This is a genomic window from Micromonospora sp. RTP1Z1 (genome assembly GCF_033804685.1).
GTDB lineage: Bacteria > Actinomycetota > Actinomycetes > Mycobacteriales > Micromonosporaceae > Micromonospora.
The window spans coordinates 1-12,359 of sequence record NZ_JAPFQV010000025.1 but is presented as its reverse complement, the minus strand read 5'-3'; the positions used below and the strand labels follow the sequence as shown (position 1 = coordinate 12,359).

At 73.1% G+C, this 12,359-nt stretch carries 14 protein-coding genes and 1 pseudogene; 7 read left to right on the top strand and 8 right to left on the bottom strand.

Going from position 1 to position 12,359, the window contains the following annotated elements:
• Positions 1 to 81 precede the first annotated feature (81 nt).
• Complete coding sequence (locus tag SLP03_RS14670; protein ID WP_319461141.1) at positions 82 to 516, bottom strand: DNA-binding protein; 435 nt, start codon at positions 514 to 516, stop codon at positions 82 to 84.
• A gap of 82 nt (positions 517 to 598) precedes the next feature.
• On the opposite strand from SLP03_RS14670, the gene SLP03_RS14665 reads away from it, so the two are divergent.
• The 3 genes from SLP03_RS14665 to SLP03_RS14655 all read left to right on the top strand — a co-directional run bounded on the left by SLP03_RS14665 (position 599) and on the right by SLP03_RS14655 (position 3,158).
• Positions 599 to 1,225, top strand: coding sequence for a DNA-3-methyladenine glycosylase (locus SLP03_RS14665; protein ID WP_319461140.1), 627 nt, complete (start codon positions 599 to 601; stop codon positions 1,223 to 1,225).
• Positions 1,226 to 1,425: 200 nt separating this feature from the next.
• The gene (locus SLP03_RS14660; RefSeq protein WP_319461139.1) at positions 1,426 to 2,535 is read left to right on the top strand and encodes an LLM class flavin-dependent oxidoreductase; all 1,110 of its coding nucleotides are present in this window, start codon (positions 1,426 to 1,428) and stop codon (positions 2,533 to 2,535) included.
• Positions 2,532 to 3,158 carry an FMN reductase gene (locus SLP03_RS14655; RefSeq protein WP_319461138.1) on the top strand — a complete coding sequence of 209 codons (627 nt, stop codon included), beginning with the start codon at positions 2,532 to 2,534 and terminating at the stop codon, positions 3,156 to 3,158. Before SLP03_RS14660 ends, SLP03_RS14655 begins: the two co-directional genes overlap by 4 nt.
• 40 nt (positions 3,159 to 3,198) lie before the next feature.
• On the opposite strand, the gene SLP03_RS14650 is transcribed toward SLP03_RS14655, so the two are convergent.
• From SLP03_RS14650 to SLP03_RS14640, 3 genes and pseudogenes are all read right to left on the bottom strand, one after another.
• A complete protein-coding gene (locus SLP03_RS14650; protein ID WP_319461137.1) occupies positions 3,199 to 4,080 on the bottom strand; it encodes a universal stress protein in 882 nt (293 codons plus the stop codon).
• A gap of 151 nt (positions 4,081 to 4,231) precedes the next feature.
• A pseudogene (locus tag SLP03_RS14645) lies at positions 4,232 to 4,552 on the bottom strand (universal stress protein); the annotation flags it as partial.
• A 243-nt stretch (positions 4,553 to 4,795) separates the two neighbouring features.
• Positions 4,796 to 5,257 (bottom strand): hypothetical protein, encoded by a 462-nt coding sequence (locus tag SLP03_RS14640; protein ID WP_319461136.1) that lies wholly within the window; start codon positions 5,255 to 5,257, stop codon positions 4,796 to 4,798.
• 79 nt (positions 5,258 to 5,336) lie between these two features.
• On the opposite strand from SLP03_RS14640, the gene SLP03_RS14635 reads away from it, so the two are divergent.
• From SLP03_RS14635 to SLP03_RS14625, 3 genes are all read left to right on the top strand, one after another.
• Positions 5,337 to 5,840: a GNAT family N-acetyltransferase gene (locus SLP03_RS14635; RefSeq protein ID WP_319461135.1), complete on the top strand. Its 504-nt coding sequence runs from the start codon at positions 5,337 to 5,339 to the stop codon at positions 5,838 to 5,840.
• A gap of 10 nt (positions 5,841 to 5,850) precedes the next feature.
• Positions 5,851 to 6,477: a hypothetical protein gene (locus SLP03_RS14630; protein ID WP_319461134.1), complete on the top strand. Its 627-nt coding sequence runs from the start codon at positions 5,851 to 5,853 to the stop codon at positions 6,475 to 6,477.
• 131 nt (positions 6,478 to 6,608) lie between these two features.
• Entirely contained in the window at positions 6,609 to 7,952 is a 1,344-nt protein-coding gene (locus SLP03_RS14625; RefSeq protein ID WP_319461133.1) for a hemolysin family protein, read from the top strand.
• Positions 7,953 to 8,045: 93 nt separating this feature from the next.
• On the opposite strand, the gene SLP03_RS14620 is transcribed toward SLP03_RS14625, so the two are convergent.
• From SLP03_RS14620 to SLP03_RS14605, 4 genes are all read right to left on the bottom strand, one after another.
• Positions 8,046 to 8,363 (bottom strand): PRC-barrel domain containing protein, encoded by a 318-nt coding sequence (locus SLP03_RS14620; protein ID WP_319461132.1) that lies wholly within the window; start codon positions 8,361 to 8,363, stop codon positions 8,046 to 8,048.
• Complete coding sequence (locus SLP03_RS14615) at positions 8,350 to 8,730, bottom strand: hypothetical protein (protein WP_319461131.1); 381 nt, start codon at positions 8,728 to 8,730, stop codon at positions 8,350 to 8,352. The genes SLP03_RS14620 and SLP03_RS14615 overlap by 14 nt, the downstream gene beginning before the upstream one ends.
• A complete protein-coding gene (locus tag SLP03_RS14610; RefSeq protein WP_319461130.1) occupies positions 8,727 to 9,953 on the bottom strand; it encodes an NRAMP family divalent metal transporter in 1,227 nt (408 codons plus the stop codon). The genes SLP03_RS14615 and SLP03_RS14610 overlap by 4 nt, the downstream gene beginning before the upstream one ends.
• Before the next feature lie 99 nt (positions 9,954 to 10,052).
• On the bottom strand, positions 10,053 to 10,436 hold the full coding sequence (locus tag SLP03_RS14605; protein ID WP_319461200.1) for a PaaI family thioesterase: 384 nt from the start codon (positions 10,434 to 10,436) through the stop codon (positions 10,053 to 10,055).
• Between the two features lie 108 nt (positions 10,437 to 10,544).
• On the opposite strand from SLP03_RS14605, the gene tyrS reads away from it, so the two are divergent.
• A complete protein-coding gene (gene tyrS / locus SLP03_RS14600) occupies positions 10,545 to 11,828 on the top strand; it encodes a tyrosine--tRNA ligase (RefSeq protein WP_319461199.1) in 1,284 nt (427 codons plus the stop codon).
• Positions 11,829 to 12,359: the final 531 nt, after the last annotated feature.

Here is a 12,359-nt window from a genome sequence, read left to right as displayed (position 1 = left end):
GACAGTCCACGCCCGACGCGTCGTCGCGCCGGGTTGCGCGGCGGCCGCGCGGACGCGGCTGCCAGACCGGGATCCCGGCGCTCAGTCGCCGGTGCCGGTCCGGACGGTCAGCCGTTCGTAGCGCTGGCGGGCGGCCTGGGCGCTGCCGAGCCCGAGCCCGAAGGCGATCGCCTGCCAGGTCAGCCCCCGACCGCGGGCGACCTGCAACAGCCCCGCCTCGAGGGCGTCCACCTCGGCGCGGACGTGCGGGATCAGGGTCAGCGCGGCCATCAGGTCGGCCTGGTCGACCGGCTCCTCGCCGGCCTCCAGCGCGGCCCCGCCGGCCAGCGCCATCACCAGCGTGGCCGCCTCGTAGGCCTCCGGCACGTCGGGGTGGGAGTACCGGCGGCGGCGGGCGTCGGTCCCCGCGTGCCGTTCGGCGATCCGCACCAGCGCCGCGTAGTTGCGGTGCGCCCGCGCCTGGGCAGCATCCGGGGCGGTGAACGGATCGTTGTCCAGCATGTCCATGTGCTCCATCAGAACGCCTTGAACGACCCTTTGTCAACAGCCTGTTGAAAGCAAATCGCGCTCATCTCCGGCACGCCGGTAGGGTCGAGCCATGACCACCGCTGACCCCGTGACCAGCCCCGCGCTGGCCGGACTGCTCGCCGGCCCGGTGGTGCCCGCAGCGCGCGGGCTGCTCGGCTGCCGGCTCGCCGCGGGCGGGGTCACCGTCCGGATCACCGAGGTCGAGGCGTACGCCGGCACGGCCGGGGACGCGGCCTCGCACGCCTACCGGGGGCGTACCCCGCGCAACGCGGTGATGTTCGGCCCGGCGGGTCACGCCTACGTCTACTTCACCTATGGCATGCACTGGTGCGTGAACGTGGTGACCGGCCCGGACGGCGAGGCCTCCGCGGTGCTGCTGCGGGCCGGCGAGGTGGTCGACGGCACCGACGCCGCCCGGGCCCGACGTCCCGCCGTACGCCGGGACGTGGACCTGGCCCGCGGCCCCGCCCGGCTCTGCGCGGCGCTCGGCATCGACCGCTCCGCCTACGGCCTGGACCTGCTCGGCGACGGCCCGGTCCGGCTGCGGCCGCCGGTCGCGCCCGTGCCGGCGGCGGCGATCGAGGCCGGCCCCCGGGTCGGCGTCACCGGGGCGCACGACGTGCCATGGCGGTTCTGGATCTCCGGCGACCCCGCGGTGAGCGACTACCGCCGGCACGTGCCCCGCGCGCGACGCTGAAGCCTCCGGCGAGGTCGCCGGTGAAGGTCTTGGTGATCCGGGCCTCGGCCGTCAGGTGCGGCCGGCGTTTCCGCCCAGGACCGGCGGGTGTGGTGGGCGCCACCCGGGGGCAGGGCCGCGACGGAATAGTTGACTCGTCAAATATGTTGTGCGGTGCGATCCGGCCCGCAGCGGTCCGGGAGTCACGCGAGGAGCTGGTCATGCAGTTCGGAGTCTTCACCGTCGGCGACGTCACGGTCGACCCGACCACCGGGCGGTTGCCGTCCGAGCATGAGCGGATCAAGGCCATGGTGGCCATCGCGCTCAAGGCCGAGGAGGTCGGGCTCGACGTCTTCGCCACCGGCGAGCACCACAACCCGCCCTTCGTGCCCGCGTCGCCGACCACCATGCTCGGCCACATCGCCGCCCGCACCGAGCGGCTGCTGCTCTCCACCTCGACCACGCTGATCACCACCAACGACCCGGTGAAGATCGCCGAGGACTACGCGATGCTCCAGCACCTGGCCGACGGCCGGGTGGACCTGATGATGGGGCGCGGCAACACCGGACCGGTCTACCCGTGGTTCGGTCAGGACATCCGGAACGGCATCCCGCTCGCCATCGAGAACTACGACCTGCTGCACCGGCTCTGGCGCGATGATGTGGTCGACTGGAAGGGACGCTTCCGCACCCCGCTGCAGTCGTTCACCTCGACGCCGCGCCCGCTCGACGGCGTGCCGCCGTTCGTCTGGCACGGCTCCATCCGCAGCCCGGAGATCGCCGAGCAGGCCGCGTACTACGGCGACGGCTTCTTCGCCAACCACATCTTCTGGCCCAAGGAGCACACCCAGCGGATGGTGGGGCTCTACCGCCAGCGGTTCGCCCACTACGGCCACGGCACACCGGAGCAGGCGATCGTCGGGCTCGGCGGCCAGGTCTTCATGCGGCGCAACTCCCAGGACGCGGTCCGCGAGTTCCGGCCGTACTTCGACAACGCCCCGGTCTACGGGCACGGGCCGTCGCTGGAGGAGTTCACCTCCCAGACTCCGCTGACCGTGGGCAGCCCGCAGCAGGTCATCGACCGTACGCTCGGCTTCCGCGAGTACGCCGGCGACTACCAGCGCCAGCTCTTCCTCATGGACCACGCCGGGCTGCCGCTGAAGACCGTGCTCGAGCAGCTCGACCTGCTCGGCGAGGAGGTCGTCCCGGTGCTCCGCAAGGAGGTCGACTCGCTGCGTCCCGCCCACGTACCCGAGGCGCCGACCCACGCCTCGCTGGTCGCGGCCCGCGACGCGGCGGCGGACCTGACCGGCGCGGAGAACGGCCGATGACCCGGCGCACCCTGGCCGTGGTCTCGGCCGGCCTCGGCCAGCCCTCCTCGACCCGGCTGCTCGCCGACCAGCTCGCCGCGGCCACCCGCGGCGAGCTGGTCCGGCGCGGCGCGGACGTCGAGATCCGCCCCGTCGACCTGCGCGAACACGCCCGCGACGTGGTGAACCACCTGCTCACCGGGTTCCCCTCGCCCGCGCTGCGGGAGGTGCTGGACACGGTGGCCGGCGCGGACGGGCTCGTCGCCGTCACGCCGATCTTCAACGCCTCCTACAACGGGCTGTTCAAGTCCTTCTTCGACGTGGTCGACTCCGATGCGCTCGCCGACCGGCCGGTGCTGATCGGCGCCACCGGCGGCACCGCCCGGCACTCGCTCGCCCTGGAGCACGCGGTCCGGCCGATGTTCGCCTACCTGCGGGCGCTGGTCGTGCCGACGGCGGTTTTCGCCGCGCCCGAGGACTGGGCCGGCGAGGGCGCCGACGCGGCCCTGCGGACCCGGATCCGGCGGGCCGCCGGCGAACTCGCCGAGCAGGTCGACCGCCGCCCGGCCGCGGCGGGGCCGGCCGACCCGTTCGCCCTCACCACCAGCTTCGAGGACCTGCTCGCCGGCCGCGACCCCGCCTGAGCCGGCCGCCCGCGCCCGTCGCGCCCCGCGGGGCGCGGGCTCAGTCGGCCGCCTCGTACGCGTGGGCGATCAGCACCGGACAGTGGGCGTGCTGCACCAGCGCCTGGCTGACCGAGCCGAGCAGCAGCCCGGCGAAGCCGCCGTGGCCCCGGGAGCCGACCACCACCAGGGCCGCCTCCCCGCTCGCTTCAATCAGCGCCTGCTCCGGCTTGGCGGCCCGGACCGGACGCCCGGTCACGGTGAGCCCAGGATGGTCGGCCCGCACCCGGTCCGCCGCGCCGGCCAGCAGCTCGGTCGCCCCGGCCTGCTCGGCGGCCCCGGACTCCGCCACCTCCTCGGGCACACCCCCGGGCCGGCCGGTGGGTCGTACGTGCATCAGCACCAGGGTCGTTCCCCGACGGACCGCCTCATCGGCGCCCTGCCCGACGGCGAGCGCCGCCGGCTCGGAGCCGTCCACCCCGACCACCACCGGCCCGCCCACCGGGATCGGCTCGTCCGCCGGCCGGACCACCAGCACCGGGCAGTGCCCGTGCTGGGCCACCTGGCCGCTGATCGAGCCCAGCAGCAGCCCGGCGAACCCGCCGTGGCCGCGGCTGCCGACCACCACCAGCTCGGCCCGGCGGGACTCCTTTACCAGCGCGGCGCCCGGACCGCCGGCCAGCTGCCGCGCCTCCACGCGCAGGCCCGGATGGCGCTCGGTGAGCTCCGCGGCCACCTGCTCCAGCATCTTCTGCGCCTTCTCGGTCGGCGCCGGCACCCCGAGGTCGTACGGGTTGAGCGGCACGCCGTAGCCGAGCGGGTGCAGGTAGCCGTGCACCACGTGCAGTGGCCGGGATCGCTGGACCGCGCTCCGCGCCGCGTGCTCCGCGGCGACCAGGCTGGACGGTGATCCGTCGACGCCCACCACGACAGGTCGGTTCATCAGCTCCCCCAGAGGTCGATCAGGTCATTGTCGACGTACCCACCGTCGCCGGTCCGCATTTGCCCCGGCGCCGCCCAGGGAACACCCCGACCCGGACGATCGTCCGCGCCGGTCCGGGGAGCGGCCGACGCGGACGGTCGGCGCGGGGCGGTCAGGCGGGGTCGCCGCCCCGGTGGTGCCGGACGATGGCCAGCGGGCTGCGCGCCTGGTGCAGCACCGCGTGGCTGACCGAGCCGAGCAGCAGCCCGAGGAACGCGCCCCGGCCGTGCGCGCCGACCACGGTCAGCTGCGCGTCCGTCGACTCCTCCACCACCAGCGGCACGATGTCGCCGGGGCCGACCGGCGTCGGATACAGCCAGGCGTGCGCGGCCACCAGGGACGTGCCGCGCTGCGCGGCCTCGGCGAAGGCGAAACCGATCGCCTCGGTCGACAGCGGGGAACCGTCCACCCCGACCACGACCGGGCAGTCGGCGGGGTGAAGGAGGAGACCGTCGCGGCCCGCTACGCGGACGGCATCCTCGAGATCACCGCCACCTTCGGCGGGGACCGAGCCGACGGCCCGGGAGATCCCGGTCACCGTGGAGCACGGCGGCAAGCGGTGAGCAGACAGCCGAGGGGCCGGGCGGTACGTCGGTCGGCAGCTCACCGCCCGGTTCATGAGCGTGGTGGTGGATCGGCTGCAGGGGTCCCGGGTACGCCTGCTCGACCTCTACGGCTACCCGGCGGCGCTGCCGCCGACCGGCTGACCTACCGAGTGCCGGTGGACGATCAGCTCGTCCACTTCCAGCCGGCCGATCCGCAGCTCGCGGATCACCGCTCGGCGCACGGCCAGCCGTCCGATCGCCAGCGTGCCCACCGCCACCGCCCCGAGCGCGGCAGCGGCGAGCGCCAGGGGGGCGGCCGCCGTGGGGCCCAGCGCCCGCGGGCCGGCCACCTTCGCGCCCGTGACCGAGGCGCCGCGGACCCGCACCGGGATCGCCGGCCGGTGCCGGGGATGACGCATCCTGTTCATGCGGCCATCCTCCGCCGTCACCCGGGCGCGTCGCGCCGGTTCCCGGGCGCGGTCCACCACCCGGGTGACCGCCGCGGCCGCCGGGGCGTCGGGCTCACCGGGCGGGCCCGGTCGGCCCTCGGCGACCGCCGGCCGGATCAGCCGGACGACACCGTTCGTGTCCATGCTCTGGAACGGCGACACAGCCGACGGTCACCGGGCCGGAGGTCCGAGTGCGTCGGTGGGCCTGCGTATCCTCCGGCGGGTGACCTCCGACGTTCGCCTCCGCCCGGTACGCGACGCCGACCTGCCGGAGTTCTTCGCCCACCAGCAGGATCCGCAGGCCAACTGGATGGCCGCCTTCGGCCCCGCCGACCCGGCCGACCGGGCGGCGTTCGACGCGCACTGGGCGCGCATCCGCGCCGACCCGCGCATCGTCAACCGGACCGTGGTGGTCGACGGGGCGGTGGTCGGGCACGTGGTGGCCTTCCCGGTCGACGAGCGCACCGAGGTCAGCTACTGGATCGACCCGCGCCGGTGGGGTCGGGGCCACGCCACCGCCGCGCTGGCCGCGCTCCTGCGCGAGCTGCCCCAGCGGCCGGTCCACGCCCGCGCCGCCAAGGACAACCGCGCCTCCCTCGCCGTGCTGCGCAAGTGCGGCTTCGTGGTGGTCGGCGAGGATGCCGGGTACGCCAACGGCCGCGGCGTCGACGTCGAGGAATGGGTGTTGGAGCTGCCCGCCGACGGCGTTGAGCTGGTCGACCACTAGTCTCCCCAGGGTGAACTGGCTGGAACTCGTCGGCTGGGCCGGCTCCGCGCTGCTGGTCTGGTCCCTGCTGCAGACGCGCATCCTGCGGCTGCGCGCGCTGAACCTGGTCGGCTGCCTCATCCTGATCGGCTACAACGCGGCGGTGCACGTCTGGCCGATGGTCGGCCTGAATGTGGTGCTGGCCGTGGTCAACGTCTGGTACCTGCAGAAGATGCTGGCCACCCGGCACGACGAGCAGACGTACCAGGTGGTGGAGGTGGGGACCGGCGACGCGTTCCTGGACCACACGCTGCGGGTGCACGCCGCCGACATCGCCCGGTTCAACCCCGACTTCCACTGGGATCCCACCGACGGGCGGCGCTCGGCGTTCCTGGTGGTCCGCGCCGACGAGGTGGTCGGCGTGGTGGTGTCGCACGCCGAGGCCGGCGGGGTCGCCCAGATCGACCTGGACTACGTCACCCCGCCGTTCCGCGACTTCACCCCGGGTGAGTTCGTCTACCGGCGAAGCAGCCTCTTCACCGACCGCGGCTTCCGCCGGGTGGTCAGCCCGCCCGGAATGGTCGCCCCCTACTACCATCGGCTCGGCTTCCGCCCCGAGGGCGACGCGTACGTCCTCGACCTGCCCGCGCCGGCCTGACGGGCCGCGTCGGACGGGGAGGATTCAGTGACCCCACCGCTGGGCACAGTGGGCCTACGCCGGCCGGGTCCCCGGTCGGCGGCGTCGGCCGTGCCGGGCGGCGCTGGTCGTGGTGAGGGAGAGAACCGGGCGTGCAGAGCTACTGGAGCCAACTGGCCCTGGTCGGAGTCCTGGTCATCGTCAACGCGGCCTTCGCCGGCAGCGAGATGGCGCTGGTCTCGCTGCGGGACAGCCAGCTCCAGCGGCTGGAACGGACCAGCCGCGCGGGCCGGACCCTCGCCCGGCTGGCCAAGGACCCGAACCGGTTCCTGGCCACCATCCAGATCGGCATCACCCTGGCCGGCTTCCTCGCGTCGGCCGCCGCGGCGGTCTCCCTGGCCAAGCCGCTCGTACCGCTGCTCGGGGTGTTCGGCGACGCCGCCGAGACGGCCGCAATCGTGGCGGTCACCCTGGCGCTGACCTTCGTCACCCTGGTCTTCGGCGAGCTGGCCCCGAAGCGGATCGCCATGCAGTCCGCCGAGCGGTGGGCGCTCGTCGTGGCCAGGCCGCTGGACCTGCTGGCCACCTTCACCCGGCCGGCCGTCTGGGCCCTCGGCGCCACCAGCGACCTGGTGGTACGCCTCTGCGGGCTGAACCCCAAGCACCAGCCGGAGGAGATCGGCCCGTACGAGCTGCGCGACATCGTCGCCGGCAACCATGGCTTCACCAAGGAGCAGCGGACGATCATCGCCGGCGCGGTGGAGATCGCCGACCGGCAGCTGCGCGCGGTGCTCGTACCCCGGCTGCAGGTCTTCACGCTCGACAGCGGGACCACTGCGGAGGCCGCCCGGCTGGTGCTGGCCGCGACCGGCCACTCCCGGGCCCCGGTGGTCCGGCACGGCGGCCTGGACGACGCGGTCGGCGTGATCCACCTGCGCGACCTGGTCGGCGTGCCGGACGACCGGCCGGTCGACGAGTGCGCCCGTCCGCCGATGCTGCTGCCCGACTCGCTGTCGGTGGTCGACGCGCTGCGCCAGTTCAAGGCCGAACGCCAGCACATCGCCCTGGTCGTGGACGAGCGCGGCGCGGTCGACGGGATCGTCACCCTGGAGGACATCCTCGAGGAGATCGTCGGCGAGATCTACGACGAGACCGACCGGGACCTCAGCTCGGTCCGCACCGAGGACGACGGCACGCTGGTGCTGCCCGGCACCTTCCCGGTGCACGACCTCACCGACCTCGGCGTCGAGCTGCCCGGCCGGCCGGCCGGCGAGTACACGACCATCGCCGGGCTGGTGCTGACCTGCCTCGGGCACATCCCCACCGTGGCGGGGGAGAGCGTCGTCGTCGACCGTTGGGAGCTGCTGGTGACCGCCATCGACCACCGAGCCATCACCGAGGTCCGGATCCGCCGCTACGCCGACGCCGACGCCGACGCCGCCCCGGACGGGGCGACCGACGCCGACGCCCCGGTGCTCGACGAAGCCCGCGGCTGACCGACCGGCCGGCGCCGCGACGGCACCGTGGATCAGACCCCCGCCACCCGGCGGCCCCGCGGGTCAGCCCGCGTCACCCGGCGGCGCCGAGCGTCAGGCCGCACCGCCCGGCGGGCTGAACGGGAAGCCGGGCACCGGAGGGGAGAGCCGCACCTGGTCGACGGGGAGTTGGTGGGTGCTCCGCCCGAGCACCCGGGCGGCGGCCCGGAGCAGCCAGGGCCCCGACGGGTGCAGTTCCGGGCCGATCAACCGGCCGGTGACCCGGGTCCACCAGTGACCGGCGACGATCACGTCGGTCAGTCGCAGCCGGTCGGGCGGGAAGCCGCCCCGGACCACCACGTCCACCACCCGGCCGAGCCGCCGCCCGTGCAGGTCGTACGCGGTCCTCCCGAGCAGCTCACCCGCCCGCACGGTGCGCTCCCGGGATCCGGTCGATCAGGTGCCGGCGCAGCCAGGCCTCGACGGGCGGCGGCGGCAGGTCGGCCGCCCGGACGCGTAGCCGTACCGCGCTGTCCACCCGGTCGATCAAGGTGACCGGGATCCGTACCGGCCGCACCGGCGGATCGTCGACGAACCGGTCGGCGATCCCGAGCAGGACCCGGCCGATCCGGCCGCCCATCCGCTGCCCGAGCGCCCCCTGCCCGGTGAGCAGGCAGTCCACGTACGGGAACCCCTCGGCGTCGACGGCGAACGCGATGTCGTCGACCCGGCCGACCAGCCGGCCGTCCCGGTCGACGATCTGCCGGTCGAGCAGTTGCTTGGCGAGTTGGACCCTCACTGTCCCAACCTCGTGATGAGCGCCAACGGGATCGCCGCCACCGACGCGACGACGATCAGCAGCAGGAACAGCGCGCCGAGCAGGTTGATCCAGCGGCCGTTCACCCGGTCGCCCAGGTAGTTCCGGTCGTTCGCCACCACCAGGATCGGCAGGTAGGTCAGCGGCAGCACCACCGCGCTGAGCACCAGCATGTACTCGGTGAGCCGGATCGGATCGATCGTGGTCAGCAGCATGAGCACCCCGAGCAGCACGCTGACCAGCAGCACGCTGTGGAACCGGGCGGCCTCCCGGGGGCTGACCCGCTTGCCCCACTGCCAGCCGAAGTACTGCGACGCCGCGTACGCTGCCGACAGGCCGGTCTCCAGCGCGGCGCCGAAGGTCACCGCGAAGAACGCCAGCACGGCCACCACCAACCCGACCCCGCCGAACGCCAGGACCACCGGCTGCGCCACCTGGTCGAGGGTGGTCAGCGACGCACCGCTCGGGTGGTAGACCACCGCCGCGGTGGCGATCAGCGACAGCGCGAGGCACCCGCCGACCGGGAAGCCGATCAGCACGTTCGACCGGGCGTGGGCCAGGTCGGCGGCGCTCCACCGTTCCTCCACCCCGCCGGAGGAGAAGAAGAAGACCTCGTACGGGCTGACCGTGGAGGCGAAGAGCGCCACCGCGACGAACCAGTAGGCGCTCCAGCCGTGCCCGGCGGAGCTGAGGTGCACGGCCTGGCTGCCGAGCCGCCCCCAGTCGGTGGGCAGGGCGAACAACGCCACCGCGAAGACCAGCAGCGCCATTCCGGCCAGCCCGAAGACCCGTTCCATCAGCTCGAAGCGCATCCGCCACAGCACCAGCCAGACGGCGAGCGCCGCGACCGGTACCCACAGCAGGTAGCTCAGCCCGGTGGCCAGCTGCACCGCCAGCGCCACCCCGCCCAGCTCCGCGGCCAGGGTGACCACGGTGACGAGGTAGGACGCGATCAGGTTGAGCAGCGCGACCCGTGGCCCCAGCCGCTCCCGGACCAGGTCGAACACCGCCCGGCCGCTCACCGCCGCGATCCGTCCGGCCATCTCGGCGTACGCGCAGATGCCGAGCACCCCGACGAGCAGCACCCAGGCGTGGGCCATGCCGAACCGGGCGCCGGCCTGGCTCGCCGCCACCAGGTCGCCGATGTCGACGAAGCCGCCGATCGCGGAGAGCACGCCGAGGGTGGCGGCGAGGAGCTTCCTCACGTCGGCGGGCGAGCGGGCGGTCTCATCGAGGCGACGATATCCGCGCCAGCCGCGTATTTAGGTCGAATCGGGCAGCCCGCCGGACCGGTCGGGCGGCGGTCAGCCGGCGGTGAGGTTCTGCAGGCGCACCTGGCCGCGCGAGACCAGTCGCCCGTCCGCGTCGGTGATCTCCACCTGCCAGAGCTGCTGGCTGCGGCCCCGGTGCACCGGCGTGCCGACCGCGGTCAGCTCGCCCTCGCGGACCGCCCGGAGGAAGTCGGTCTGGTTGGAGACCCCGACCACCTGGCCCTTGTCGCCCAGCCAGAGCGAGCCCCCGATGCTGGCGGCCGTCTCGACCACGGAGCAGTAGACCCCGCCGTGCTGAATCCCGAACGGCTGGTGCAGTTCCGGGCGTACCTGCCAGCGGATGACCACCTTCTCGCCGCTGACCTCGTCGAACTTCAGGCCCAGCAGGGCGACGAAGCCCCCGGTCAGGTCCGGCATCTCCACCGCAGTCCCTCCTCGCGTCGTACCGAGCCGCCAGCCTAGTCACCCCGCCGAGAAGCAAACCCGGTACGGCTCGGGCCGCGTGATGGGGGAGAATCGGTGACCGTGACCGACAGCAACCTCCCGCAGGGGCGGGACTCCCTGACCGAAGACCTGCTGTGGCGGGGCCTGATCCAGGACTCGACCGGCCTCGACGAGCTGCGTGAGCTGCTCGGCGGCGGGAACGCCACCTTCTATGTGGGCTTCGACCCCACCGCTCCGAGCCTGCACGTCGGCCACCTCATGCAGGTCGCCACGGCCCGCCGTCTCCAGCTCGCCGGGCACCGGCCGCTGCTGCTGGTCGGCGGCGCCACCGGCCAGATCGGTGACCCCAAGGAGAGCGCCGAACGGACGCTCAACCCGCCCGAGGTGGTCGAGGGCTGGGTGCGGCGCATCCACGACCAGCTCGCGCCGTTCGTCTCGTACACCGGGGAGAACGCCGCCCGACTGGTGAACAACCTGGACTGGACCGGGGAGATGTCGGTGGTGGAGTTCCTCCGGGACGTCGGCAAGCACTTCCCGGTGAACAAGATGCTGGCCCGTGAGGTGGTCAAGGCCCGCCTGGAGACCGGCATCAGCTTCACCGAGTTCAGCTACCAGCTCCTGCAGGCCAACGACTTCTTCGAGCTGCACCGCCGGTACGGCTGCCAGCTCCAGTACGGCGGCTCCGACCAGTGGGGCAACATCACCGCCGGCGTCGACTACGTCCGCCGCCGCGGCGCGGGCCCGGTACAGGCGTTCGTGACCCCGCTGGTCACCAAGGCGGACGGCACGAAGTTCGGCAAGACCGAGGGCGGCGCCATCTGGCTCGACCCGCAGATGACCAGCCCGTACGCCTTCTACCAGTTCTGGGTCAACGCCGACGACCGCGACGTGACCCGGTACCTGCGCTACTTCAGCTTCCGCTCGCGGGAGGAGCTGGAGGAGCTGGAAAAGGCGACGGCCGAACGGCCCCAGGCTCGACTCGCCCAACGGGCCCTCGCCGAGGAGCTGACCACGCTGGTGCACGGCGAACGGGAGATGGCCCAGGCGGTCGCCGCCAGCCAGGCGCTCTTCGGCCGGGGGTCGCTGGACGAGTTGGCCCCGGAGACGCTGCGGGCCGCGCTCACCGAGGCTGGCCTGGTCCACCTCACCGACCTGCCGGACGTCGCCGGCCTGCTCAAGGAGTCCGGGCTGGTGCCCAGCATGAAGGAGGCCCGGCGGGTGATCGCCGAGGGCGGCGCCTACGTCAACAACAACCGGATCTCCGAGGTGGACGCCACCGTCGCCCCGGAGGACCTGCTGCACGGTCGGTACCTGGTGCTGCGCCGTGGCAAGCGCTCCTTCGCCGGGGTTGAGCTGCGCAAATAGCCGTACGTCGAGAGTGTGACGGGGGACGCGTCCAGCGGATTTGACGATCAAACCGCTGGGCGCGTAGCTTTCTTTCTGCCAGCGCGGAACGGACGAAACAGGCCAAAGACCTGAGCGGCCGGAGCGCAGGAGTGACCGCCAGGATCTGATGGATGCTCCATCGGACCTTGGACCGGGCGGTGCCCCGGATTCGCCGCGAGGCGGATTTGGCGAGGCGGAACCGACCGTGTAAGGTTTGTCGGCCGGCAGGGAAACGGGCGAGCATGCGGGAGACCGCAGCGGCCGTCCTGCCGAAATCCACGAAGCGCCCGGCGCGAGCCGGTCGAATTGTGGTGCCCGGCGAAATGGTTGACGTACGACAAACTGCGAAACAGCGGTTTGACACGGCGAAAATCACCGGGTAGCGTAGTAAAAGTGCCCGGCGCGAGAGCGGCGGGGATTGTGTACGAAATACCCCGGGTTGGGGGCTCCACTTGGTGGGGTTTCTGGGCGGTGTGTGGTTGTTCTTTGAGAACTCAACAGGGTGCTTGA